Source organism: Persicimonas caeni, assembly GCF_006517175.1.
GTDB lineage: Bacteria > Myxococcota_A > Bradymonadia > Bradymonadales > Bradymonadaceae > Persicimonas > Persicimonas caeni.
The window spans coordinates 7,246,849-7,270,583 of sequence record NZ_CP041186.1 but is presented as its reverse complement, the minus strand read 5'-3'; the positions used below and the strand labels follow the sequence as shown (position 1 = coordinate 7,270,583).

Annotated in this window: 22 protein-coding genes; 7 read left to right on the top strand and 15 right to left on the bottom strand. The window is 64.0% G+C overall.

Features of this window, described 5'->3' with window-relative positions; translation table 11 throughout:
- Nucleotides 1-33: 33 nt before the first annotated feature.
- The 8 genes from FIV42_RS27025 to FIV42_RS26990 form a co-directional block, all read right to left on the bottom strand.
- On the bottom strand, nucleotides 34-1,101 hold the full coding sequence (locus tag FIV42_RS27025; RefSeq protein ID WP_141200709.1) for a saccharopine dehydrogenase family protein: 1,068 nt from the start codon (nucleotides 1,099-1,101) through the stop codon (nucleotides 34-36).
- A 14-nt stretch (nucleotides 1,102-1,115) separates the two neighbouring features.
- Complete coding sequence (truB, locus tag FIV42_RS27020; protein ID WP_141200708.1) at nucleotides 1,116-2,003, bottom strand: tRNA pseudouridine(55) synthase TruB; 888 nt, start codon at nucleotides 2,001-2,003, stop codon at nucleotides 1,116-1,118.
- Nucleotides 2,004-2,075: 72 nt separating this feature from the next.
- Nucleotides 2,076-3,104, bottom strand: a complete 1,029-nt coding sequence (locus FIV42_RS27015; RefSeq protein WP_168210979.1) for a DHH family phosphoesterase — start codon at nucleotides 3,102-3,104, stop codon at nucleotides 2,076-2,078.
- Nucleotides 3,105-3,158: 54 nt separating this feature from the next.
- Nucleotides 3,159-3,554: a 30S ribosome-binding factor RbfA gene (gene rbfA, locus FIV42_RS27010; protein WP_141200706.1), complete on the bottom strand. Its 396-nt coding sequence runs from the start codon at nucleotides 3,552-3,554 to the stop codon at nucleotides 3,159-3,161.
- A 96-nt stretch (nucleotides 3,555-3,650) separates the two neighbouring features.
- Nucleotides 3,651-6,539 carry a translation initiation factor IF-2 gene (gene infB / locus FIV42_RS27005; protein WP_141200705.1) on the bottom strand — a complete coding sequence of 963 codons (2,889 nt, stop codon included), beginning with the start codon at nucleotides 6,537-6,539 and terminating at the stop codon, nucleotides 3,651-3,653.
- A gap of 178 nt (nucleotides 6,540-6,717) precedes the next feature.
- Complete coding sequence (locus FIV42_RS27000; RefSeq protein WP_141200704.1) at nucleotides 6,718-7,338, bottom strand: DUF448 domain-containing protein; 621 nt, start codon at nucleotides 7,336-7,338, stop codon at nucleotides 6,718-6,720.
- Between the two features lie 26 nt (nucleotides 7,339-7,364).
- Entirely contained in the window at nucleotides 7,365-9,173 is a 1,809-nt protein-coding gene (gene nusA / locus FIV42_RS26995) for a transcription termination factor NusA (protein ID WP_141200703.1), read from the bottom strand.
- Between the two features lie 11 nt (nucleotides 9,174-9,184).
- Nucleotides 9,185-9,745, bottom strand: a complete 561-nt coding sequence (locus FIV42_RS26990; protein WP_141200702.1) for a ribosome maturation factor RimP — start codon at nucleotides 9,743-9,745, stop codon at nucleotides 9,185-9,187.
- Between the two features lie 474 nt (nucleotides 9,746-10,219).
- On the opposite strand from FIV42_RS26990, the gene FIV42_RS26985 reads away from it, so the two are divergent.
- The 7 genes from FIV42_RS26985 to FIV42_RS26955 all read left to right on the top strand — a co-directional run bounded on the left by FIV42_RS26985 (nucleotide 10,220) and on the right by FIV42_RS26955 (nucleotide 15,643).
- Nucleotides 10,220-11,050 carry a carbon-nitrogen hydrolase family protein gene (locus tag FIV42_RS26985; protein ID WP_141200701.1) on the top strand — a complete coding sequence of 277 codons (831 nt, stop codon included), beginning with the start codon at nucleotides 10,220-10,222 and terminating at the stop codon, nucleotides 11,048-11,050.
- 135 nt (nucleotides 11,051-11,185) lie between these two features.
- Nucleotides 11,186-12,010: a cytochrome C assembly family protein gene (locus tag FIV42_RS26980; RefSeq protein ID WP_141200700.1), complete on the top strand. Its 825-nt coding sequence runs from the start codon at nucleotides 11,186-11,188 to the stop codon at nucleotides 12,008-12,010.
- Nucleotides 12,010-13,293 carry a glutamyl-tRNA reductase gene (gene hemA, locus FIV42_RS26975; RefSeq protein ID WP_141200699.1) on the top strand — a complete coding sequence of 428 codons (1,284 nt, stop codon included), beginning with the start codon at nucleotides 12,010-12,012 and terminating at the stop codon, nucleotides 13,291-13,293. The genes FIV42_RS26980 and hemA overlap by 1 nt, the downstream gene beginning before the upstream one ends.
- Nucleotides 13,277-14,212 carry a hydroxymethylbilane synthase gene (gene hemC / locus FIV42_RS26970; RefSeq protein ID WP_141200698.1) on the top strand — a complete coding sequence of 312 codons (936 nt, stop codon included), beginning with the start codon at nucleotides 13,277-13,279 and terminating at the stop codon, nucleotides 14,210-14,212. Before hemA ends, hemC begins: the two co-directional genes overlap by 17 nt.
- 9 nt (nucleotides 14,213-14,221) lie before the next feature.
- On the top strand, nucleotides 14,222-14,941 hold the full coding sequence (locus tag FIV42_RS26965; protein WP_141200697.1) for a uroporphyrinogen-III synthase: 720 nt from the start codon (nucleotides 14,222-14,224) through the stop codon (nucleotides 14,939-14,941).
- Nucleotides 14,942-15,036: 95 nt separating this feature from the next.
- Nucleotides 15,037-15,384: a cupin domain-containing protein gene (locus tag FIV42_RS26960; RefSeq protein ID WP_141200696.1), complete on the top strand. Its 348-nt coding sequence runs from the start codon at nucleotides 15,037-15,039 to the stop codon at nucleotides 15,382-15,384.
- A gap of 40 nt (nucleotides 15,385-15,424) precedes the next feature.
- Nucleotides 15,425-15,643, top strand: coding sequence for a hypervirulence associated TUDOR domain-containing protein (locus tag FIV42_RS26955; RefSeq protein ID WP_141200695.1), 219 nt, complete (start codon nucleotides 15,425-15,427; stop codon nucleotides 15,641-15,643).
- A 15-nt stretch (nucleotides 15,644-15,658) separates the two neighbouring features.
- On the opposite strand, the gene trpA is transcribed toward FIV42_RS26955, so the two are convergent.
- The 7 genes from trpA to aroF form a co-directional block, all read right to left on the bottom strand.
- Nucleotides 15,659-16,471, bottom strand: coding sequence for a tryptophan synthase subunit alpha (gene trpA / locus FIV42_RS26950; RefSeq protein ID WP_141200694.1), 813 nt, complete (start codon nucleotides 16,469-16,471; stop codon nucleotides 15,659-15,661).
- The gene (gene trpB / locus FIV42_RS26945; protein ID WP_141200693.1) at nucleotides 16,468-17,646 is read right to left on the bottom strand and encodes a tryptophan synthase subunit beta; all 1,179 of its coding nucleotides are present in this window, start codon (nucleotides 17,644-17,646) and stop codon (nucleotides 16,468-16,470) included. The genes trpA and trpB overlap by 4 nt, the downstream gene beginning before the upstream one ends.
- Nucleotides 17,643-19,031: a bifunctional indole-3-glycerol-phosphate synthase TrpC/phosphoribosylanthranilate isomerase TrpF gene (gene trpCF / locus FIV42_RS26940; RefSeq protein WP_141200692.1), complete on the bottom strand. Its 1,389-nt coding sequence runs from the start codon at nucleotides 19,029-19,031 to the stop codon at nucleotides 17,643-17,645. The genes trpB and trpCF overlap by 4 nt, the downstream gene beginning before the upstream one ends.
- Nucleotides 19,021-20,031 carry an anthranilate phosphoribosyltransferase gene (gene trpD / locus FIV42_RS26935; protein ID WP_141200691.1) on the bottom strand — a complete coding sequence of 337 codons (1,011 nt, stop codon included), beginning with the start codon at nucleotides 20,029-20,031 and terminating at the stop codon, nucleotides 19,021-19,023. The genes trpCF and trpD overlap by 11 nt, the downstream gene beginning before the upstream one ends.
- Before the next feature lie 111 nt (nucleotides 20,032-20,142).
- The gene (locus FIV42_RS26930) at nucleotides 20,143-20,730 is read right to left on the bottom strand and encodes an anthranilate synthase component II (RefSeq protein WP_141200690.1); all 588 of its coding nucleotides are present in this window, start codon (nucleotides 20,728-20,730) and stop codon (nucleotides 20,143-20,145) included.
- Entirely contained in the window at nucleotides 20,727-22,388 is a 1,662-nt protein-coding gene (locus FIV42_RS26925; RefSeq protein ID WP_141200689.1) for an anthranilate synthase component 1, read from the bottom strand. The genes FIV42_RS26930 and FIV42_RS26925 overlap by 4 nt, the downstream gene beginning before the upstream one ends.
- On the bottom strand, nucleotides 22,388-23,401 hold the full coding sequence (gene aroF, locus FIV42_RS26920) for a 3-deoxy-7-phosphoheptulonate synthase (RefSeq protein ID WP_141200688.1): 1,014 nt from the start codon (nucleotides 23,399-23,401) through the stop codon (nucleotides 22,388-22,390). Before aroF ends, FIV42_RS26925 begins: the two co-directional genes overlap by 1 nt.
- Nucleotides 23,402-23,735: the final 334 nt, after the last annotated feature.

The following is a 23,735-nucleotide window of genomic DNA, read 5'->3' as shown; positions in this document are numbered from 1 at the left end:
TATGGCCAATAAGACAGGGATAAACGAAAGGAATTAACGTTCGACGATGTCGAGGTCGACGGCGTCGACAAACTCGCGCACGTTAAAGAGCGCGGGCAATGAGGTAAACCCGCCCTCGTCGGGCGGCGTATCTGCGGTGCGCCGAGCAGCCTCGACGATGACGCGCGCCGTGACATCGTAGGGATCTTTGCCCGTGATGGCGGCGTAAAAATGGGCGTTGTCGGGGTCGAAAGCGGCGACGACAAAATCGGGCTCGGCGCCGGCTTTGTGCGGGTCGCCCCCGGTGAAATCGATCACGCGGTCGGCGACTCCGCCAACCGTGCCGGCGAGCTTTTCGATGACCGGCGAGGCGAGTTTGAGCAGCTTTCCAGCCGTCTCGCCGACGGCCAGACACGACTCGACCTGCTTGACGTTGGCAAAGAGTGGCACGGTCAGGGATTCACCACCGGGAAACCACGCCCCCTTGACGGTGCGGCCGCTCGGGAGGGGCACGTCGAACAGGCGGTACGCCGGTTTGCGCCGCTCGAGGTGACCGCCGACGAAGGTGTAGCCGTCGCTCGACAAGACACGCACGATTGACTTCTTCGTGCCGTGACTCATGGCCATGCCGCGCACGGCGTAGCAGATCCCGAGCTTGCGCGCGCCCTTCGCGGCGGCGAGTTTGGCGGCGAAATTGCCGGTGGCGTACTCGTAGGCCGACCCAGGCGCCAGCACGACGCCTTTTTCGTGCGCCTCGGCGGCGAGTTCGCTCTGCACCCACCGCATAAAGCCCTGCTCGCCGGTGGTGTCGAAATAATGCACGCCGTTACGCACGGCTGCCTCGACGACCGGCGCGCCGATATCCATAAACGGCCCGGCGCAATTGATGAGCACCTTGGCGCCTTGGAGCATCTCGTCGAGCGAATGCGACTGGTCGACACTGGCCTGGCGCGTCTCGACCTCGGCGTTGAGATCGCGCCGCAGTGCGGCGACGAGGTTGTCCAGCTTGGTGCGGTTCCTGGCCGAGGCCACGAACGGCACCGCTTTCTGGGCGAGTTCACGAGCCACCAGACGTCCAGTGAAGCCAGTGACTCCATAAACGACGATTGCAGGAGACTCCATCGGCTGTCCTCGGTTCAATGCTGGGGTTTGAGCACGCGCTTGGGTCGCAACGCCAGGCCCTCTTCGGTCTCACGCGCCACGGTCACCGCGACTAGTTCGCCGGCCTCATTGGCGACGGCGACGAAGCTGTCGACGTCGACGTCGAGCCGCTCGGGCTGGATATTTTGGCCGTAGCCCAACGCCAAACACATCGATTCGTCGACGGTGTAGGTCGGAAACTCGCGCATCAACTCGATGGGAGGGAGCAAGAGATCGGAGAAGTTCTCGGGGGTAATCTCTGCAAGCGGCGTCGCTTCGTCGAGCGAAAAGCGCCCGACCACCGTGCGGCGAATCGCCGTGGTGTACGCACACGAGCCGAGCGCGCCGCCGAGATCGCGCACCAAGGCGCGCACGTAGGTTCCCGAGCCGCAGCGTGTGTGAAGCTTGGCTCGGGGGGGCTCGAAGCTCACGAGGCTTAGCGACTCGATGGTCACCGGTCGCGGCTCGAGTTCGAACTCTTCGCCCTTGCGAGCGAGTTCATAGGCGCGCTTGCCGTTCACCTTGACTGCCGAATAGATCGGCGGCACCTGCTCGATCTCACCAATAAATTGCTCGCAGGCCTCGCGGATCGCCTCTTCGCTTACGTGCTCCCACGGACACTCGCGTACGGCTTCGCCCTCGACGTCACCCGTTTCGGTCTCGACGCCGAGTTCCATCTCGAAATCGTACTCTTTGACGTCGAGGCTCAAGAAGTTGGCCAGTTTGGTGCACCGGCCCACCACCAGCGGAAGCAGCCCGCTCGCCTGTGGGTCGAGCGTGCCGGTATGTCCGATTTTGCGGGTATTCGCCACGCGCCGAATATTGCGGATGACGTCGAAGCTGGTCATCCCGGTCGGCTTGTCGACGAGCAATAGACCATCCATGGTTCTCTGCCCCTATGAGGTGAGATCAGATTTGGGAATCAGGTTCGAGATGCAGGTGAGGCAGGCTACCTGCTATTCGTCGAGCAACTCGACGAGCGCCTGGCTCAACTTCTCGACGATTTCGTCGCTCGTCCCCTCGATCCGGCAGCCGGCGGCGTTGTGATGGCCGCCGCCGCCAAACTTGGCGGCGAGTTCGGAGACGTCGACCTTGCCCCGCGAGCGAAACGACACGCGCCACAGATCTTCATCATCCTCTCGAAGCTGCGTGGCAACCTCGACGCCCCGAATGGAGCGCGCGTAGTTGATGAAACCGTCGGTGAGTTCGGGCCCGGTGCCGGTCGACTCGAACATCTCGTCTTCGATGCGCAAGAAGGCGAGTCGGCCGCAGTGGGAGAACTCGAGCGTGTTAAGAACGAGGGCGAGCAGCTCGAGGCGCTCCTTCGGATTGCTCTCGTAGATGTGCGAGGTCATCCGCCACGGCTCGACGCCTGCGTCGATAAGCTCGCCTGCGATGCGGAACGTGGTGCGCGACGTGTTCGAGTAGCGGAAGCTTCCCGTGTCAGTCATCACACAGCAGTACAACGCCTCGGCGATGGGCTTGTCGAGCTTGACCCCGGCGGCCACCACCAGACGGTAGACGAGCTCACCGGTCGCGGCTGCGCCCACATCGCGCACGTAGATGTCGGCAAACTCCGCATCCCACGTCTTGTGGTGGTCGACGACCACGATCGTGTCGCCCCAGCCCTGCTCGGGGAACTCCTCACCGATACGCTCCGGCTCGGCGCAGTCCAGCACGACGGTGACGTCGATGTCGGCGTCGGCCGGCACTTCGGTGACCATGGCGTCGGCGCCCTCCAGAAACCCGAAGTTATAGGGCACCGCGTCGCGGTTATAGAAGACCACCTCTTTTCCGAGGGCCTCGAGCAGAAGCCCCATGCTCAGCGTCGAGCCGATCGCGTCACCGTCGGGGGACGTGTGTGAGACGACCAGGAATCGCTCATTTTCCTCGATGACTTCGAGAAAGCGCTCGATCTGGTCGGCTAGTTCCACGGTTGTCGGCACGAGTTCAATAGCTGGGTCGCCGCCCGTTGACGCATTCATGGGCATTCACTCTTCGGCGGGGTGGGCTCGATCATCTAGTCGGACCCACGGTTCTTACTCTTCTTGATTGTCGCTGTCTAGGTTACCAGCGCCGGTGTCGAGGTTGGACAGCAACTCGTCCATGCGCCGGCCGCGCTCGACCGACTCATCGTACTTGAAATGCAGCTCGGGCACGTATCGAAGCTCGAGCCGATTGCTCAGCTCGTGCTTGATATACCCTTCCGAGCGCTCCAACCCCTCTTGGACGCCGAGGTCTTCCTCGCGCTGGTCGAGCAGCACGTAATACACATGAGCGTGCTGCAAATCAGGCGTCACCTCGACGTCGGTGACCTGCACTTGCTGCACGCGGGGGTCGTCGACCTCGGTCAACAGCAGCGTGGCGATCACCTCGTGCAACTGTTGGCCGACGCGGTCGCTTCGCCGAAAACCTCTCTTCGATCGTCTGCTCATCGGTGGTCCGGGGGGCTTGTAGAAATACTCAAAAGCGACGCCCGTGGCTCGAAAAGCCTACGGGCGTCGCTTGGATAGTCAAAATGTGGCCGGCCGTCAAAGCGTGGCGGCAACTTCGACGTGCTTGTAGACCTCGATGATGTCACCGAGCTTGATGTCGTTGAAGTTCTCAATCGACAGACCACACTCGAAGCCGTGCTTGACCTCGGTCACGTCGTCTTTGAAGCGGCGCAGCGAGCTGATGGTCGAGTCGTAGACGACTCGGCCGTCGCGCACCACACGCGCCATGGCGTTGCGGCGAAGAATGCCGTCTTGGACGTAGCAACCGGCGACCATGCCCGAGCGCGGCGTCTGGAACAGCTCGCGCACTTCGGCGTGGCCGATGACCTCTTCCTCGATGATCGGCTCGAGCAGACCTTCGAGAATGCCACTGATCTGGTTGATGGCGTCGTAGATGACGCTGTGGGTCAAGATCTTGACGCCGTGCTGCTCGGCCACCTCGGCGGCGCGATTATCGGGTCGGACGTTGAAGCCGACGACGACTGCACCGGTCTCCGAAGAGGCGGCCAGGTTGACGTCGTTCTCGGTGATGCCACCAACACCCGAGTGGATGACTTTGACGCGCACTTCCTCGTTTCCGATCTTGCCGAAGGCTTCCTTAATCGCCTCGACCGAGCCCTGCACATCACCCTTGAGGATGACCTTGAGCTCTTTGATCTCGCCCTGCTGAATCATCTTGGAGAGATCTTCGAGGCTGCCGGTGACCTCTTTGGCGCGGCTGGCCATCACCTCTTTACGACGCTGCTCGGCGACGTGATCGGTGATGCGCTTGGCGTCCTTCTCGTCGTCGACGACGAAGAAGGGCTCGCCGGCCTCGGGGATGCCGCTCAGACCGGTAATCTCGACCGGTGTACTCGGGCCGACCTCCTCGACGTTCTGGGCCTTGTCGTTGTGCATCGTACGGACACGGCCGTAATACTGACCGCTGACGATGATGTCGCCCTGCTTGAGCGAGCCACGCTGGACAAGGATGGTGGCCACGGGACCTCGACCGATGTCGAGCTCGGCCTCGATGATGAGGCCCTGGGCATCGCGGTCGGGGTTGGCCTTGAGTTCTTCGATTTCCGCCTGCAGCGCCAGCATTTCGAGCAGCTCGTCGATGCCCTGTTGCTGGAGCGCGCTGACCTCGGCGAACAGCGTCGTGCCGCCCCACTCTTCCGGAATCAGCTCGTACTCGGTCAGAGCCTGCTTGATTCGGTCGGGGTTGGCCGTCGGCTTGTCGACCTTGTTGATGGCCACGATGATCGGCACGCCGGCTTCACGGGCGTGGTTGATGGCCTCGACAGTCTGCGGCATGACGCCGTCGTCGGCCGCGATAACCAGCACGACGATGTCGGTGGCCTTGGCGCCGCGAGCACGAAGCTGAGTGAACGCCTCGTGACCGGGAGTATCGAGGAAGGTGATCTCGCTGTCTTCTTCGGTGCGAACTTTGTACGCGCCGATGTGCTGGGTAATACCGCCGGCCTCGCCGCCGGTGACGTTGCTCTTTCGAATCGCGTCGAGCAGCGACGTCTTACCATGGTCGACGTGACCCATGACGGTGACAACCGGAGCACGCGGCTTCTGCTTCTCCTCCGGATCGGGGGAGGTGTCGTAGAAGTTCGTGATATCGAAGGCGACGTTCTCGACGGTGTAGCCGAATTCGTCGGCCACCAATGCGGCGGTCTCGAAGTCGAGCAGCGTGTTGACCGTGGCCATCATGCCCGATTCGACGAGCTTCATGGCCACTTCACCGGCTTTGACGCCCATCTGGTGGGCCAGGTCGCCGACCGAGATGACGTCCTCGATGCGGATATTACGCTTGTGCTCGGCAGCCTCGGTGATCTGCGTCTTCTGCTGCCGCTGTTTGCTGCGGCTGCGACGCTTCTTGCGACGACCACCTTTGTACAGGTCGCGCCCTTCGACCACGCGCTTGCGCGAGCGACCGCGGCTTCGACCACTGCTCGAACGCCCACGGCGCCCGGAGGACTTTTTCTTGGACGGCCCCGGCGAAAAGTCTTTGCCTTCGGCCGACAGTCGGTCGAGCACGACGTTGGAGTCGATCTGGCCGAGCACGCGGGCTCCGCCTTTGCTCTTTTCCTTTTTGCGGCGGCGACGCGAGCCCTCGGACCGTTTTTTGGTCTTGTCGGCCTCGGGAGACTTGGCAGCCTTTTTCTCAGGCTTTTCCTCAGCCTCGGCCTTCTTCTCGGCCTCTTTGGCCTCTTTGGCCTCTTCGGCTTCAGCAGCCTCTTCGGCTTCCTCGACTTCCTCGGCTTCGGCAGCCTCTTCGGCCTCCTCAGCTTCAGCAACCTCTTCAGCCTCTTCGGCTTCAGCAGCCTCTTCGGCCTCTTCAGCTTCGGCAGCCTCTTCGGCTTCCTCGACCTCGGCGGCCTCTTCGGCTTCCTCGACCTCAGCAGCCTCTTCGGCCTCTTCGACTTCCTCGACCTCGGCAGCCTCTTCGGCTTCCTCGACCTCAGCAGCCTCTTCGGCTTCTTCGACTTCCTCGACCTCGGCAGCCTCTTCGGCCTCTTCCACCTCGGCAGCCTCTTCGGCCTCCTCGGCTTCAGCAGCTTCCTCGGCAGCGCCGGCCACGACCTTGCGGCGGCGACGACGCACCGTCGGGGCGACAGCCTCACCGGATTCGTCGGCCTCTTCGGCCTCCCCGGCAGACTTTTTGCGGCGTCGACGCACCACCGGTGCGGCCACTCCGCCGTCGTCGGCGGCAGCCTCGACTTGTTCACCGTCGCTGGCCGGCTTTTGTGCTTTTTCGACGCCCTCGCCGCCCTCATCGAGGGCATCTTTGAGCTCCGAGACCTCTTCTGGGCTCAGCTTGGTCATGTAGTTATTCACCTGGAAGCCCAACGCAAGACTGTTGATCTTGGTGACCAGCTCCTGGCGATTGAACCCAAGCTCTTCGGCAAGTTCGTATACTCGTTGACTCGGCATGTGCTCTCCGCGCTGTCCGCTGATGTGCCTGTCGTAGATGGGCGGCGAACAGGAAACCTTCTAATAAGCTACTATGATACCTTCAGTTGGCGCGCCTGCAACCGACGGCCCGTGCATACTGTGCTTTGCGACCAGATTCAACCCCGACACCTTCATCCATCGAGTTGGCACTGGTTTATCAAAGCGCATCCATGTGCGCGAGCTTGTCGAGATCCTGGCGAATCTTGGCCAGGGGACGCGATGGGGCTACTGCCATGATGGCGACATAATCGCCGCCGACCACAGCCCCTAGTTCTTCGCCGGTGAGCGCATCGCACACCGGAATGTTCTTACGATCGGCGTTGGTGGCAAATTTCGTCCGCGTACTCTCGCCGGCATCTGCCGCCAAGAGCACAAGCCCAACGTTGTCGAGCTTGAATGCGTCGGAAGCCGCCCGGGCGCCGACAATTAAGTTCTGTGACTGAAGTGCGACCCGAAGCGCCTCGTCGAGGCGCCGCCGAATCCCTGCGGCCACATCGGCCGTCAATTCCTCGGCGTCGGCAATCACGCGGCGTTTGAAGCCTCGTGCAAAGCCTCCCCTTTCGACGGCCTGGCGGATGCAATCGGGGGCGGCGTGCACGTAAGCTCCGCGGCCCGGAGCCTTACGACGCAAGTCGAAAACGAGTCCCGCCTCATCATGATAGATGAACCGTTCCAAGTCTTCCTTCGGGGCACTTTGGCGGCAGCCCACACACTTTCGTGTGGGCTGATGCTCCGCCGACCCCGACACGCCATTGTTGGTCGCGTCGTGAATCGTCACATCTCCTAAGGAGCGACACCGGCTAACTATTCCGCCCGCTCCGCTTGATCTTCATCAGTCTCTTCTTGCTTCTCTTCAGCTGCTTCTTCCTCGCCCGCTTCGGCCTCTTCAGGCTCTTCAGCCTCTCCAGCTTCGGCGGCTTCTTCAGCTTTCTCGGCCTCTTCGGCCTCGCCAGCTTCTTCTTGCTCGGCGCCCGCTTCGGCGCCTTCAGCTTCCTCGGCCTCGGCAGCCTTCTCGGCTTCTTCGGCCAGGAACTTCTCTTGGTACTCCTCGAGTTCCTCGTCGCTCTCGAGACCTTGCTCTTGTTTGACGAGGTCGCGCGCGGCGTACCACAACTGACGGCCCTTCTTCGACGGAATGCCCGCCGACTCTGCCATCGCGTCGGTGTCTTCTGCAAACGCGATATGCTCGACCTTCTTGTAGCCGGCATCGTACAGCTTGGCGGCGACCTTCGAGCCGACACCGCGCACCTCTTCGAGGGCTTTGCGCTCGTAATCTTCGGGCGTCATCGCCTCGGGCGAGCCCGGCGCCGGACGCGCCAAGATCTCCTCGGCGGCGGCCACGAGCACCTCGGCATCCTCGGTGTTGATCCCCGGGATCTGCGCGAGCTCCTCGATGTTGGCGTGCGCGATATGCTCGAGCTTGTTGTAGCCGAGCGTGAACAGCGAGTCGATCATGTCTTCGTTGACACCTTCGAACTCGAGCAAGTTCTCGCGCGCCTCCTTCATCATGTTCTTGAGGCGCGTCTCGCTGATAATATCGAGGTTCCAGCCCGTCAACTGCGCAGCCAAACGCACGTTCTGACCGCCGCGCCCGATGGCCAGGCTGAGTTGATCGTCGGGAACGATCAATTCCATGGTCATGTTGTGCTCGTCGATGAGCACTTTGGCCACCTCGGCCGGGCTGATGGCGTTGGTAACGAAGCGCGCCGGATCTTCGACGTACGGCACGATGTCAATCTTCTCACCATGAAGCTCTTGTACAACCGCTTGGACGCGAGAACCGCGCATACCGACACACGCGCCGACCGGATCGACGTCGCTGTCACGGCTGTAAACCGCCACTTTGGTACGCACGCCGGGCTCGCGGGCCACGGCGACGATGCGCACGATATTCTCGTAAATCTCGGGGACTTCGTGCTCGAACAGGTTGATGAGCAACTGAGGATCGGCGCGAGTGAGCACCACTTGGGGGCTTCGGCTCGAGCGCTGGATCTCCTTGATCATCGCCTGGACGCGATCGCCGGGGCGATAGCTCTCTCGCGGAGTCTGCTCGCGACGCGGCAAAATGGCGTCGGCGCGACCCAGGTCCACGATGATATTGCCCTTCTCGAAGCGACGCACGATACCGGTGACCATGTCACCGACGCGGTCTTTGTACTCGTTGTAAATGATGTCGCGCTCGGCTTCGCGCACACGCTGGATGATCACCTGTTTGGCGGTCTGCGCAGCGATGCGACCGAACGTCGAGTTGTACGAGTCGAGCTTGAGCAACTCGCCGAAGCGATCGTCTTGGGCCTTGGCTTTCTCTTTGTCCTCTTCACGATAGAAGATCTGAAAGAGCAGCTCGTCGCCCGGCTCGGCGCTGAACCCGGCCGTCTCGACCTCCGCGACCGATACTTCGCGGTAGGGGTTTTCGACGTTGTTGTTGACCGTAACGATCTGGAACAGCTCGATCTCGCCGCTGTCCTCGTTGAACTGCGCCTCGATCTCGCGCTGCGGCCCATAGGTACGCCGGGCAGCCGTCAGAATCGCGGCCTCGAGCGTCTCGATGAGCGTCTCGCGGTCGATCCCCTTGTCCCGACCGACCTGGTCTATGACGGTGTTCAGATCCATGGACGTTACTCCTAAAAATCGAAATCGTATTTCAACCGGGCTTCTTTGACGTTGGCCCAGTCAATATCGACGGGCTCACCCTCGTCGTCTTCGAGTTGCACGGTCAACGTGCCGTCCTCGTACTCCAAGAGTTCACCGATGACTTTATTCTTGCCTGCGACTTGCTGGCGGACGACCAGTTGGATCGTTTCGCCCACCGACTGCTGCAGGTGTCTTGGTTTTTTGAGCTCGCGCTCGATGCCAGGGCTGCTGACTTCGATGACGTAGCGTTCTGGAATCGCCTCGGAGGCGTCCAGATACGCCTCGATGTAGCGGCTGACCTGGGCGCACTCGTCGACGTTGACTCCTTTGCCAGGCTCGACTTTGCCCTCGTGGTCGACGTAGACGCGAATGATCCAGCGCCCTTTGACCAAAAGCTCGACATCGAAGAGCACCAGACCATGCGCTTGGGCAGCCTCTTCGGCCCATGCCTCGATCTGGTCTTGGACCTGCGGGGAAAATTTGGGCGCCTTCTTGGACGCCGATTCGTCCTCGTCGAAGAACTGCCGTTTCTTTTTTCGCCGTCGCGCCAACTGTTGCTCCTAACCTGATGCTCTTGTCTGGTCGTGTTCGTCCGGTCGTGTTCGACTCTTCCGGCCGTTCTGCGACTGGGGCGTGCGCCTAATAAAAAAAGCGGGCTTTAGGGCCCACTTCGCATGAATCTTGCGAAAATGTGACACCACCTGCGAAGGCGGCGTCGCCCGCGCCGTGGGCGGTCCAGCGGACCGTCGACGGCACATGACCGAGCAGCTTAAAGAAATTCCGCTGTCTCGGGCCAAGGGAGGCTTACAAAAACTAAGCGAGCGAGTCAAGCATACGACAGCGACTCCAAGGCGCGGCGCGCCATATTCTGGACCTCGTCGCATGCCGCTCGTCAATTCTCTGGGTCAACGGACCTTCCATGCCCAACATTCCCAGGGCCGATTTGCGTTGACAGCGCCCTCGTCAGGCCCCACCTTGGCAGCCGTTTGCTCCTCTCGCGACCCGCTTCGTGGTCAGGAGGCCCCATGAAAGTCTCGCTTGTGCAACTCTGCTCGACCCGAGCTCTCGAACGCAACCTCACACGCTGTCGTCAACTGGCCGAACAGGCCGCCGGCGAGGGCGCCGACTGGATCTTGTTCCCCGAAAACGCGCCCTTTCTGGGCAAGGATGCCGACAAACTCGCCGTCGCCGAGACAATTGACGGCACGATCGTCGACCAGTTCCGCGCGATCGCCCGCGACACGGGGTGTTGGGTGGGCCTGGGTAGCTTCCCGGAAATCAGCCCCGACGCCTCGCGTACTTATAACACGCAGGTTCTGCTCGACCCCGCGGGGCAAACAAGCGCGGTCTACCGGAAGATCCACCTCTTCGACGTCGACGTCGAGGGCGGTCGCAATTACCGCGAATCCGACTCGGTGGCGGCCGGGCAATCCCCGGTGACCGCGACGGTGGCGGCACCCGACGGCGATCACACCGTGGGGCTGTCGGTCTGCTATGACCTGCGCTTTCCCGAGTTGTACCGCAAGTTGGTCGCCCGCGGCGCCAGTGTGTTGACGGTCCCGTCGGCCTTCACCTTGCAGACCGGGCGCGACCACTGGCATCCGCTCTTGCAAGCACGCGCCATCGAAAATCAGTGCTACGTGCTCGCCCCCAACCAGTGGGGCAATCACTTTGGCCAGCGCAGCTCGTACGGTCACTCCGCGATTTACGACCCCTGGGGTCGCATGCTCGCGTGCGCGCCAGAAAAGGAGTGTATTGTGACTGCGGAGCTTGACTTCGAGTACCTACAGGACGTACGCCAGCGCATGCCCTGCCTGACGCATCGGCGCGTCGGGCCGGATGATCGGAAGAAGTGAACGAACCCTATCCCAAGCTTTTTTGGCGTTCCGGATGATTCGACCCGCCCCGCGCGTTAGCCGGGCGGTGCGCCACAAGCGTTGTTCGTTTGATCTGGAGTCGCGCCGGGTAGCCCGTCGGAACCTGGGTGAGAAATGACGAGCGTTTTAGACATACTGGAATTCTTGCTTCCGGCATTGTACGCGGTGACGTTCGCGCTGTACTTCCGCCACTTCTTGAATCCCGATACCGAAAAGAACTTCCTCGGTAGCCATCTGCTCAAGGGGACTCTGTTTGTCCACGTGGGCTATTTGGTGTTGCGCGGCGTGATGCTCGAGCACTTCCCGTTCGCCACCCGCGCCGAGTTTTTGTCGCTGCTGGCGGTCAGCATTACGGCCATCTACACGCTGGTCGAATCGCGCCATAAAGATCCGAATACCGGGATTTTCTTTCTCGGACTGATCTTTCTGTTCCAGCTCGCCAGCTCGGTGCTCGTCGGCGATATGGCCAACTACCCGGACCAGACGCGTCACCCCGTATTTGGCGTCCACGTGCTCTTTACCGTCTTCGGGTTCGCCGCGTTGAGCCTCAGCGCACTGTACGCGCTGATGTATGTGCTCCTGTCACGCCAGCTCAAGTCACGTGAGTTGGGCGTCATCTTTCGACGCCTGCCTCCGCTGGTCACGCTGGAAGACATGAGCAAGCTGGCATCAATTGCCGGCGTCGTCTTATTAGGTGTCGGGCTTGCGCTCGGTCACTGGGTTGCCCTCGACCAGGGCGTTCCGATGTACCGCCTCGATCCCATCATCATCGCCGCCGATTTGATCTGGCTGGCCTATTTCCTCGGATTGATCGTCGCCTCGGTGCGCGGGCTTTCGGGGCTTCGAATGGGCTATCTGTCGCTATTTGGCTACGTCGTGCTTATCGGCACGGTGTTTGTAATCATGACCGTCTCCGGGGCGTTTCACTCGTTTCAGTAATGAGTCGGAGCAGCATACTCAAAGCCTACACCTTCAGCTACAAGAACACGTCGCTGGAGGACCGCGACGCGCTGGCCTTCTCCTCGGAGAACGTGGCCACGTTTGTCGCACGGGTGCGCGATGAACTCGACGGTGAAGGCGCCGTCATCTCGACGTGCAACCGCACCGAGTTCTACGTGTTTGGCCCCCGGGCGAATGCGGGCTGGGAGCAGGTGCGCGCGCTGGTGGCTGATATCAAAGGCATGCGCGTCTCCCAAATCCCGCAGCCTCACGGCCTCAGCGGCAATGACGCGGCCACCCATATCTTTCGCGTGGCCGCCTCACTGGAGTCACTGGCCCTCGGCGAAAACCAGATCTTGGGCCAGGTCAAAGACGCGCACGAAATCCTGCTCGGCCAGCCGGTCAAGACGCCGGCGCTCGACCGACTCTTCCAGTACGCGGTGCGCTGCGGCAAAGAGGTGCGCACCGAGACGTCGCTGTGCGAGGGCACCGTCTCCATCAGCTCGGTCGCCGTGCAGCTCGCCGAGAAGATCTTCGGCAACTTCGCCAAGCGCCAGATTTTGTTCATCGGCGCCGGCGACACCGCCGAGAAGGCGGCGATTCACTTCCAAGAGGCCGGCGCCAAGAATTTCGTGGTGGTCAACCGCAGCGAGGGCAAGGGCCGCGCCTTTGCCCATCAGCTCGGCGGCAGCTACCGCCCCCTGGAGGATATCCCGGAGGCGTGCATCGACGCCGACATCGTCCTCGTCGCCACCGGCTCGCAGGACTACCTCGTCACCAAGAAGATGTTCAAAAAGGTGATGAAGAAGCGCCACCGGCGCTCCATCTTCCTCATCGACATCAGTAACCCGCGCAACATCGACCCGGCCGTGGGCGATATGAGCGGCGTGTATCTGTACAACATGGACAACCTGCAGCGCGTCGTCGCCGACAACCTCGATGCGCGCCGCCAGGAAATCCCCGCCGCCGAAAAGATCGTGGCGCACTTCGTCAGCGAGTGGGACAACTGGCTGCAGTCTCTGCAGGTCACCCCCACCATTGCCACATTGGCTAAGTACTTCGACGCGGTTCGCGAGCAGGAGCTCGATCGTCACGGCGGAAGCGTCGACGACGACGACCGCGTCATGCTCGAAGAGTTCTCCAAAGGGCTCATCAAAAAGCTTTTGCACCATCCAATCATGTACCTGCGCTCCTCGGTCCAGAACAACAGCCTGACCGCCGAGGATCTGCGCGTGGTACGCTCGCTGTACAACCTCGAGGATTTCGATGACGGCTCCGAGTAAGGCCCAATCCAAAACGATCAAAATCGGCTCGCGAAAGTCGCGGCTCGCCCTGTGGCAGACCCGCCACGTCGCCGCCCTCATGGAGGAAGCGCACGACGACCTCGACGTCGAAATCGTGACGATGGACACCCTGGGCGACAAGATTCTCGACAAGTCGCTGCCCGAGATTGGCGGCAAGGGGATCTTTACGGCCGAGCTGGAGCAGGCGCTGATGTCCGACGCCATCGACCTGGCGGTGCACTCGCTCAAGGATCTGCCGACCGACCTGCCCGAAGGGCTCAAGTATGCCGGCTCGCCCGAGCGCGCCACCGCCACCGACAGCCTGATCTCGACCAAGTGGAGCTGCATCGACGAGTTGCCCGAGGACGCGATCATCGCCACCGGCAGCATCCGACGTCGCGCCGAGCTCTTGGCTCGCCACCCCACGTTCGAGTTCCGCGACCTGCGCGGCAATATCGGCACTCGCCTCGAGAAGCTCGACAAGCACGGCTTCGACGCCATCGTCATGGCGACCGCTGCGCTCGAGCGCCTCGAAATGCACGACACGATCACCTGCGAGCTGCCCGCCGACCAGTACGTACCGGCCGTCGGCCAGGGTGCTATCGGCATCGAGATTCGTGAGGGGCGCGAGGACGTCGAAGCATTGCTCGCCCCCATCTTGCACGAAGAGACGGTCGCCGCCGTCACCGCCGAGCGCGTGGTGATGAACCGCCTCGAGGGCGGCTGCTCGGTCCCGTTGGGCGCCCACTGCCGGCGCACCGACGACGGCGGCTGGCGCCTCGACGCCTGGGTCGGAAGCAAAGATGGCCAGCGCGTGCTGCACGAGACCCTCACCGGCGACGATCCCCGCGCGATGGCCGACGAAGCCGTCGCCACCCTCGTCGACAAGGGCGCGCGCAGCATTTTGGGCCACGAATAATCCTCGATTATGAGCGACGCCTGCACACAAGACGCCTCGACCACGGTCGTCTACACCGGCACGCGCCGGCCGAGCTTCAGCGATCCGACGCTTCGCATCCACCACCTGCCGATGCTCGAGGTCGCTGCGGTCGATTTTGACCGCAAGAAGGTCAAAATTCTGGTGCGCCAGCCGTGCACGTTGGTCTTTTACAGCACCAACAGCGTCAAAGTGGTCGCCGACTCCGGCGTGCTCGACGATATCGACCTGCGCCACCACACCGCCTGGGCGGTCGGCGAAAAGACCGCCGCCACCGTGCGCGAGCGACTCGGCATCGACGCCTCCGTCCCCGACGATGAGCGCTTCGACGGCCTCGTGGCCACCTTTCGCCAAAGCCCTCCGTCCTCCCCCATCATCGCGTTTGCGCTCAAAGAATCGCCCCGCGACCTCGCCCGCCGCCTCGGGCGTACCGACGTGCACGAAGTCCCCGTCTACCACACGTGCGCGAAGCTCTACCCACGCCTCCGAGACGAACTCGCCGAAGTCGACGCCGATTGGATCGCGTTCACCAGCCCGCGCGGCGTACGGACCTTTTTGAGCCAAGCCTCCCACGTCGACCTCGATGCTTATAAATTTGCGGCGATCGGTCCGACGACCGGCGACGCCATGAACGAAGCCGGCATCGAGCCGGCGTTGGTGATGGAGACGCCGGACAAGGATCTGATGATGCAAAAGATTCTACAGCTCTGAGGATGGCGGGTTGTTGAGTAGGCTCCATTGAGACCTCCCCACATCTGCCTACATTCGCCTTGTCGGTTGACTATTTCCCGAACGACGAGGCGACCATGGCAGCCCAGACTCCCCAGAATAAGACGCCCCAGAAGATAAAAAGCAGCGAAGCCCCCTCCTCTGGCCCCAAATTCCTGCGCCAACTCGCCAGCGGCGACCAGGTCGGCATGCGCATGTGGGTCGACGAGAAGCCAGGCGACAAAGAGAGCAAGATGCACTCGAGTCCGTACGAGACGGTCGGCTACGTCATCGACGGCAAAGCCAAGCTGCACTGCGGCGGCGAGACGATCGAGCTAGCCAAGGGAGACTCGTGGTTCGTGCCGGCCGACGTCGAGCACTGCTACGAGATCCTCGATAGCTTCACCGCCGTCGAAGCCACCAGCCCGCCATCGGCGCGCAGCTAAAGCAGCCAAAGCAGCTAGTCGCAGCCAAACAGGAGACACCATGCCGGCCATCCACGAGGGAGACCGCGTACGCTGGAAGTGGGGCTCGGACTACGCCGAAGGCACGGTCAAGAGCAGCTTCGAGAAACGCGTGACGCGCACAATCAAAGGCAGCGAGATCGTGCGCAACGGCTCGTCCGACAACCCGGCGCTCTACATCGAGCAGGACGACGGCGACCACGTCCTCAAGCTGAGCTCCGAGGTCGACAAGGTAAACTGAACGACACCACGAGTGTCACGCCAAGGGGCGCGTCGCCGCCTTCATCTCACTCACAAATCGGCTCAGCGCCTCGAGCATCGCCTCGCGGTCGCCCCGGTGCTCTTCGATGCGCCGCACGACCGCCGATCCGCTGATCGCACCGGCGGCGGCGGCCTCGAGGGCTGCGCGGACCTGTTCGGGGCGCGAGATCCCAAACCCGACCACAGACGCCGGCGCGTCCAGCCGAGCGAGCGTGTCGAGCACCTCGCTTCGCGTCGTGTCGGCGTCGACCTCCGCACCGGTCACGCCCGAGCGCGTCACTACGTAGGTGTATCCCGCCCCCAACCGAGCGACCGTCTCGAGCTTCTCACGAGAGGCATTCGGCGTCGCGATCATCACCGGACAGACGCCCTTGGAACGCGCAACCTTCGCGAACGCCTCGGCCTCGAGCGTCGGCACGTCGGCGACGAGCACCGAGTCGACGCCCGCCTCGGCAGCGCGCTCGTAGAACTGCTCGACTGATCCCTGCACCACCAAATTCGCATACACCAGCAGGCCGATAGGCACCTCCGGATGGCGCTTGCGCACCTCTGCCAACAGCTCCCAGCACGTCCCCGGCGTCGTACCGGCGTCGAGCGCCCGTCGGGTCGCCCGTTGGATCGTAGGACCGTCGGCGATGGGATCCGAAAACGGAATCCCGAGCTCGAGCGCATCCGCACCCGCCTCCACCAGGCAGCTCACCACCTCCAGGCTCACCTCGGGTGTCGGATCTCCAAGCGTGACGAACGGGATAAACGCTCCTTCACCGGCCTCTTCCAAACGTTCGAACATGCGATCATAGCGATTCATACCGTCTCCTGATGGTCATCGCCGGCAATCCGGCCCAAATCTTTGTCGCCGCGACCCGACAGGTTCACCAAAATCACCTCGGGGCCGCCTTCTTTTCGTGCGAGTTTCAACGCATGCGCCACGGCGTGCGCCGATTCGATGGCCGGGATGATCCCTTCGGCCCCAGACAACGCGCGAAACGCCTCGACGACCTCGTCGTCGGTCGCCCCGACGTAATCCACCCGCCCGATATCCTGCAGATGCGCGTGCTCCGGGCCCACGCCCGGGTAGTCGAGCCCCGCCGCAAGCGAGTGCGACTCGGCGATCTGGCCGTGCTCGTCCTGCAGCACGAACGTGCGCGAGCCGTGCAAGATCCCCGGGCGCCCTCGGCCCAACGTCAGGCCGTGCTTCCGTGCATGCAGCCCCTGGCCGGCCGGCTCGACGCCAACCAACTCGACGTCGTCCTCGAGCAGGTCGTAGAACAGGCCGATCGCGTTCGAGCCACCGCCCACGCACGCGATGGCGACGTCGGGCAGCCTCCCCTCGGCCTCCAAGATTTGCGCCCTGGCCTCGCGCCCGATGACACGCTGAAACTCGCGCACCATCGTCGGGAACGGGTGCGGACCGGCCACCGTGCCGAGCATGTAGTGGGTTGTCTCGTAAGACGACGCCCAGTCGCGCATCGCCTCGTTGATCGCGTCTTTGAGCGTGCGGCTTCCGGCGTCGACCGTCTCGACACGCGCGCCCAGAAGCTCCATGCGTTGCACGTTCGGCAACTGGCGCTCCGCGTCGAGCTCGCCCATGTAAATGACCGTCTCCATGTCGAACAGCGCGCCGACGATCGCCGTGGCCACGCCGTGCTGGCCGGCACCCGTCTCGGCGATGAGCCGCGTCTTTCCAAGCCGCTTGGCGAGCAGCGCCTGGCCGAGCACCTGGTTCGTTTTGTGCGCCCCGCCGTGCACGAGGTCCTCGCGCTTCAAGTAGATCTTCGCGCCCGTCCCGGCCGCCAGGTTCCGACACCGGTACAGCGGCGTCTGGCGCCCCGCGTAGTCACGCAACAAATCGTCGAGCTCCGCCAAGAACTCGGCGTCGTCCATCGCCTCCAGGAACGCCGCCTCGAGCTCCTCGAGCGCCGGCACGAGTATCTCGGGGGCAAATGTGCCCCCGAACTCACCAAATCTTCCGTCACCAATCATGTTCTTCTCCCTCGGCCGCGCAGGGCCGCAAAAAACTGCTCCAATCGTCCGCTATCTTTGATGCCGGGCGCCTGCTCGACCCCGGAGTTCACGTCGAGGGCTCGCGCCCCCACCCGGTCGGCCTTCCCCGCGTTGTCGGGTCCGAGCCCGCCGCTGAGCACCACGCGCTCTTCGAGCCCCTCGAGACCGGCGAGCAACGACCAGTCGAAGCGCTCGCCCGTGCCGCCGCGCTTTCCGGCGGCGAAGGTGTCGAGCAACACCCGGTCGGCCTTCGCAGACATGACGTCCGGCAGCACGTTTGCCACCCGCCCGACCTGCCAGATGGCCGTCGCGCCGGGGAGCTTCTGTCGAAGCTCGTCCACATAGGCATCGTCCTCGTCGCCGTGGAGCTGCACGGCGGCCAAGCCCAACGCCGCGGCCTTCCCGGCCACTTCGTCGACCTCGGCGTTGACGAAGACGCCCACAAAGCCGAGCCCGCCCACCTCGCGCACCTCACGCGCCTGCGCTTCGGTGACGCACCGGGGAGACTCCTCGGCGAAGATCAGCCCGCCCAGGCTCGCGCCGGCGTCGAACGCGGCCTTGGCGTCCTCCGGACGGGTCAGCCCGCACACTTTCACCTCGCCGAAGACCAACTCCCGCACCGCACGGTCGAGGTCCGGAGCGCCCATGAGCGCCGTGCCCACCAAGAACGCATCGCAGTGCCCACGCAGCCGCAGCGTATCGCGGTGCGACTTCACACCTGATTCGCACACGATGACCCGGTCGGCAGGCACCTTCGGCGCGAGCCTTTCTGTCACGCCGAGGTCGACATCGAGCGTCTTCAGGTTGCGGTTGTTGATGCCGATAATCGGCGGCGCACACGGATGAGCGAGCGCACGATCGAGTTCCGCCGCGTCGTGGACTTCGGTGAGCACGTCCATGCCGAGCCGCCGAGCAACCTCGAAGCAGCGCCCGTACGCCTCGTCGTCGAGGACCGACAGCATCAGCAAGATCGCGTCGGCGCCGTGCCCTCGCGCCTCGTAGACCTGATACGGGTCGACCACGAAGTCTTTGCACAACACCGGCACGTCGGCCGCCTCGCGCACCTCGCGCAGGTATTCGAAGCGCCCGCCGAAATACGGCTCGTCGGTCAGCACCGAGATCGCGTCGGCGAAGGGCGCGTAGCTCCGGGCGATGTCGACGGGCACGAAGTCCTCGCGGATCTGTCCCTGCGACGGCGACGAGCGCTTGCACTCGCAGATAAACCCGGCGCGGGGCGCGCGCAACGCAGCTTCAAGGCTGCGATCGGACGGCTCCAATGCATCGACGAAGCTCTCCAGGGTCCGGCGCGCCTTGCGCTCCCCCACATCGGCGCGTTTTCGCTCCAAGATCTCTTCAAGCGCCATGGGACACCTCCGCGAAGCGCTCGAAGCGGTCGATGAGCTCGCCGGAGCGAAGCACCGCCAGCGCCTGCTCGGCACCGTCGGCCAAGGTCTCGGCGCGGCCCGATATCCAGGCGAGCGCGCCGGCGTTCATCGCCACCGCCGCGTTGTGGGCGCGGGGGCCGTCGCCGCTCAACAGCCGGCGCAGGTGCGCGGCGTTCTCCTCGGGCTCGCCGCCGGCCAGCTCGTCGAGCGTGTGGCGCTCGAGCCCGGCCTCCTCTGGGCAGATCTCGAGCTCGCGCACGTGCCCGTCGCGAAGCAGCGCCGCCTTCGTCGTGCCGTGGACCGCCACCTCGTCGAGGCCGCTTCCGTGCACCACCATGGCGCGCTCGCAACCGAGCAGGCGCAGCGTCTCGGCGATGGGCACGCACAGCTTTGGGTCGTAAACGCCCATCAACTGCACCGCCGGACGGCTCGGATTCACCAAGGGCCCGAGCAGGTTGAAGATCGTGCGCGTTCGCAGCGCCCGCCGCACCGGCATCGCGAAGCGCACCCCGGCGTGATATTTCGGCGCGTATAAAAAGCAGATCCCCGTCTCGTCGAGGCAACGCCGGGCCGCTTCGGGCTCCGCGTCGAGGCGCACCCCGAGTTGCTCGAGCACGTCGGCCGAGCCACACTTCGACGACACCGACCGATTGCCATGCTTGGCCACCGGCATACCCAGCCCGGCGCACACCAGCGCCACGGCGGTCGAGATATTGACCGTGCCAGCCCCGTCACCACCCGTGCCGCACGTGTCGACGAACGCGTAGTCGGGCCGCGGAAACTCGGCCGCGCCCTGCCGGAGCGCCTGAGCGGCGCCGGCGATCTCGTGCGGCGCCTCGCCCTTGGCCTTGAGCGCGATCACGAGCGAGGTGATCTCGACCTCGCTCAGCTCGCCGGCGAGCAGTCGGGTGAACGTGTCGAAGGCTTGTTGCTGTGTTAGGTCGTTTCCGCTGCAGATTTGTTCGAGTGTCTCTTTCATTGTCCTCTCATCTATCTTGAGTCAGCTTGATTTTTCGGTGCGATCTCATCGGTGCGGGGGCATCTTGCCCTCGTCTGCCTCCTCATCGGTGCGGGGATATCTTGCCCTCGTCTACGACTCCTTCGCCCACCGAATCACGTTCTCCACCAACCGCCCTCCGTGCGGCGTCAGGATCGACTCGGGATGAAACTGCACCCCGGCCACCTTGTGCTCGCGGTGCTCGACGGCCATCGGCACCTCACCCAACCGTGCGCTCACCCGCAGCTCCGCAGGCACCTCCTGCGCAACCAGCGAGTGATACCGCCCCACGCTCATCGGCCGCGGCAGCCCGGCGAAGATCCCCTCGCCGGCGTGCTCCACCACCGTCGCCTTGCCGTGCACGCTCTCGCTATGCCGCCCCACGCGCCCACCGAACGCCTCCACGATCGTCTGGTGCCCCAGACAGATCCCGAACACCGGCACCCGCCCGCTCACCGCACGCACCAACTCCAGGCAGCAACCCGACTCACGCGGCGTCCCCGGCCCCGGCGACAGCACCACCAGATCGCGCTCACTGGCGAGCCCCACCACCTCCTCGATGTTTGTATCGTTGCGATACACCTCCACCGCCGCCCCCCGCCGCGCAAATTCGTCGACCAGGTTGAAAGAAAACGAATCAAAATTATCGACCAACAACACACGCAACCCATCACCGCTCATAGCCCCTCCTTCTTTTTTCCTTTTGCGTCCTTCGCGCCCTTCGCGCCCTTTGCGGTTCGACCCGCCCCTCCCAGCGCCCTCAACACAGCTCGAGCCTTCCGACGCGTCTCATCGGCCTCCAACGCAGGCTGGGAATCCGCAACAACCCCCGCCCCGGCCCGCACATGAGCCACGCCATCCCGCACGAGCGCCGAGCGAATCACGATCGCCGTGTCCATCTCGCCGTCGGGCGTCAGGTACCCCACCGCCCCGCCGTAGGGCCCGCGCCGATCGACCTCGAAGCGTCGAATCAACTCGGCCGCGCGAAGCTTGGGCGCACCCACGAGCGTCCCCATATTCATCGAACCGGCATAGGCGTGCAGCGCGTCTAATCCGTCGGCGAGTTCGCCGCGCACGTGGCTGACGAGGTGCATGACGTGGGAGTAGCGGTCGACGCCGAGCAGCCGGCTCACCTCGCGGGTGCCGGGCCGGCTCACCCGCGCGACGTCATTTCGCGCCAGGTCGACGAGCATCATGTGCTCGGCGAGTTCCTTGGTGTCGAGGCGAAGCTCGGCCTCCATGCGGGCGTCCAAATCGGCGTCGATACGCCCCTGCGCGTCGAAGCCGCGCGGACGTGTCCCGGCGATCGGTCGAATCTCGACCTCTTTGGGCTCGCCTCGCCCACATTGACTCACCTTGACGCTCGTCTCCGGCGAGGCGCCGAACAAGACGTCTTCCTCGCGGCGCACGTAGAACATGTACGGGCTGGGGTTCTCGGCGCGCAGCCGCCGGTACGAGGCCAGCGGGTCCGAGCAAGCCGCCCGAAACGTGCGCGAGGGCACGGCCTGGAAGATATCGCCGGCGGCGATATGCCCTTTGAGTTCTTCGACTGCGCCGCCGAAGGTCGCCTCGTCGATGTCGACCTCGACCTGCGGCTCCTCGTCGAGACGCGCGCCCTTCACCCGCTCGGCCTTGGCTGCAGCCGGCGCCGCCTCGACCGCCGCGCAGAGGCCTTCGAGCGCGTTCATCGCGTCGTGGTAGCTCGCGCGAGCCTGGGAGCCGGCGTAGACGTGGCGAATCGCCCGCGTCGCACCAGTCGTGTGGTCGATGACGACGGTCTCCTCGGGCAACCAGAAGACGAAATCGGGGTATTCGGTAGCGTCACCACGGGGCTCGGGGAGCGCCTCGAACTCGTCGATGAGCTCGTAGGCGAACACGCCCGGGCAGACCATCGACAGCGGCCCCGGCGAGGAGACGAGCTCCCAGCCGAACGCCATCGCCCGCAGCGCGTCGAGGCTCGACGGCGCGCGCAGCCGATGCGCTTCGCTACCGCCACGTGTGGCCGTCTCGGGTACAAACCGAAGCGCGCCCGCCTCGTCGCGCACCTCGCCAAACTCGCCGAGCCGCTCGGCGACGTGCTCGAGCGCCGACTCGCCGTTGGCCGACAACGCCTCGAACATGACCTCACGCGCTCGACACGTCGCCCGCACGGCGCACTTGGTCACGAGCATGCTCCGCAAGTGGCGCCCCTCGGCGCCGTCGGCCGATTCGAGCAGCGCAGCGTCGGCGCGCTCGCCGGCGTCGGTCAGCCGCGCGAAGAGCTCGAGCGGATCGGGCGCCTTTGGCACGCGTCGCGAGATGGGCAGCACCTGCCCCTGTTGCAGATTCGGTCCTCGCATCAGACTTCCCTCCCGACCGCGGCGGCGACGCGGCGAAGGCGCCCCACCAGCTCGGCGAATTGTTCCGGATAGAGCTGCTGCTGGCCGTCGGAGAGCGCCTCTTCGGGCGCGCAGTGCACCTCGACGATGATCCCGTCGGCGCCGCTCGCCGCCGCGGCGAGCGCCATCGGCGCGACGTACTCACGCACGCCGGTTCCGTGCGACGGGTCGACCACCACGGGCAGGTGGGTCTTCGACTTGAGCACCGGCACGGCGTTCAGGTCGAGGGTGTTGCGCGTGGCCGTCTCGAAGGTCGAAATCCCACGCTCGCACAAGATGACGTTGCCGTTGCCCTCCGAGACGATGTACTCGGCGGCCAACAAAAGCTCCTCGACGGTCGCCGACATGCCGCGCTTGAGCAGCACCGGCTTGTCGGTCTGGCCGACCGCCTTGAGCAGCCGCGAGTTCTGCATGTTGCGCGAGCCGATCTGGAAGCCCGCGCTATGCTCGGCCACGAGCTCGACGTCGCGCGCCTCCATCACTTCGGTGAACGCCGGCAGGCCGACCTCCTCGCTCACGCGGCTCAAAATCTCGAGCCCCTCCTCGCCCAGGCCCTGGAAGCTATACGGGCTCGTCCTCGGCTTGAACGCCCCGCCCCGAAGGATGCCCGCGCCAGCCTCTTTGACCGCCTTCGCCGTCTCGAGCATCTGCGCGTGGCTCTCCACCGAGCACGGCCCGGCGATGACCGTAAAGCGACTCCCGCCCACAACCGTCCCGCCCACGTCGACGAGGGTGTCGTGCGGGTGCAATTCGCGGCTGACGAGCTTGTACGGGCTCAACACCGGCGTGACCTTCTCGACGGCCGGATGGCTGTCGAGGTTGAGCTTGGCGAGCACGCGCTCGTCGCCGATGGCGCCCAGCACGGTGCGCTCGGTCCCCGGCATATGCAACGGCTTGAGCCCCAACATCTCGATACGCCCGAGCAGCTCGGCGGCGACGGCTTCTGTGGTCTGCGGCTTCAACACGATAATCATGACTGGCTCCTTCGATTGGCTCTAAAAAATGGCCCAAGAAATCAAAAAACCCACCGTTTCCGGTGGGTTGACTCGTCGAATCGTCTGTCGCTTCTAGTTAGCCTGTCCTTGTACAACCAGCCAGCGACCCACCGCGGGTATGCGAGTAGGAGGGCCACCACCACTGGTTGTTGAGCAAGTTGAGCATTCTGTTCTTTCGTCGGTTCGCGCCGTCGGGCGCAGCGTCGTTAGCGACCTCTGAATAGTTACGGGCATCGCGGGTTGTGTCAAGGGGGCGTCGAGCGTAACGCGGACTCGCTTCGATTCGACGGCCCTGCTTGGTTGATGCGCCGCA

Bases quoted from the DNA above. Each gene is read 5' to 3' on its own strand.
- FIV42_RS26960 (WP_141200696.1), top strand. From the start codon at position 15,037: ATGGCAGCCCAGACTCCCCAGAATAAGACGCCCCAGAAGATAAAAAGC.
- trpD (WP_141200691.1), bottom strand. From the start codon at position 20,031: ATGAAAGAGACACTCGAACAAATCTGCAGCGGAAACGACCTAACACAG.
- FIV42_RS27015 (WP_168210979.1), bottom strand. From the start codon at position 3,104: ATGAATGCGTCAACGGGCGGCGACCCAGCTATTGAACTCGTGCCGACA.
- hemA (WP_141200699.1), top strand. From the start codon at position 12,010: ATGAGTCGGAGCAGCATACTCAAAGCCTACACCTTCAGCTACAAGAAC.
- infB (WP_141200705.1), bottom strand. From the start codon at position 6,539: ATGCCGAGTCAACGAGTATACGAACTTGCCGAAGAGCTTGGGTTCAAT.
- FIV42_RS26955 (WP_141200695.1), top strand. From the start codon at position 15,425: ATGCCGGCCATCCACGAGGGAGACCGCGTACGCTGGAAGTGGGGCTCG.
- trpCF (WP_141200692.1), bottom strand. From the start codon at position 19,031: ATGGCGCTTGAAGAGATCTTGGAGCGAAAACGCGCCGATGTGGGGGAG.
- trpA (WP_141200694.1), bottom strand. From the start codon at position 16,471: ATGAATCGCTATGATCGCATGTTCGAACGTTTGGAAGAGGCCGGTGAA.
- FIV42_RS26925 (WP_141200689.1), bottom strand. From the start codon at position 22,388: ATGCGAGGACCGAATCTGCAACAGGGGCAGGTGCTGCCCATCTCGCGA.
- nusA (WP_141200703.1), bottom strand. From the start codon at position 9,173: ATGGATCTGAACACCGTCATAGACCAGGTCGGTCGGGACAAGGGGATC.
- rbfA (WP_141200706.1), bottom strand. From the start codon at position 3,554: ATGAGCAGACGATCGAAGAGAGGTTTTCGGCGAAGCGACCGCGTCGGC.
- FIV42_RS27025 (WP_141200709.1), bottom strand. From the start codon at position 1,101: ATGGAGTCTCCTGCAATCGTCGTTTATGGAGTCACTGGCTTCACTGGA.
- trpB (WP_141200693.1), bottom strand. From the start codon at position 17,646: ATGATTGGTGACGGAAGATTTGGTGAGTTCGGGGGCACATTTGCCCCC.
- FIV42_RS26965 (WP_141200697.1), top strand. From the start codon at position 14,222: ATGAGCGACGCCTGCACACAAGACGCCTCGACCACGGTCGTCTACACC.
- aroF (WP_141200688.1), bottom strand. From the start codon at position 23,401: ATGATTATCGTGTTGAAGCCGCAGACCACAGAAGCCGTCGCCGCCGAG.
- FIV42_RS26985 (WP_141200701.1), top strand. From the start codon at position 10,220: ATGAAAGTCTCGCTTGTGCAACTCTGCTCGACCCGAGCTCTCGAACGC.
- hemC (WP_141200698.1), top strand. From the start codon at position 13,277: ATGACGGCTCCGAGTAAGGCCCAATCCAAAACGATCAAAATCGGCTCG.
- FIV42_RS26930 (WP_141200690.1), bottom strand. From the start codon at position 20,730: ATGAGCGGTGATGGGTTGCGTGTGTTGTTGGTCGATAATTTTGATTCG.
- FIV42_RS26980 (WP_141200700.1), top strand. From the start codon at position 11,186: ATGACGAGCGTTTTAGACATACTGGAATTCTTGCTTCCGGCATTGTAC.
- truB (WP_141200708.1), bottom strand. From the start codon at position 2,003: ATGGATGGTCTATTGCTCGTCGACAAGCCGACCGGGATGACCAGCTTC.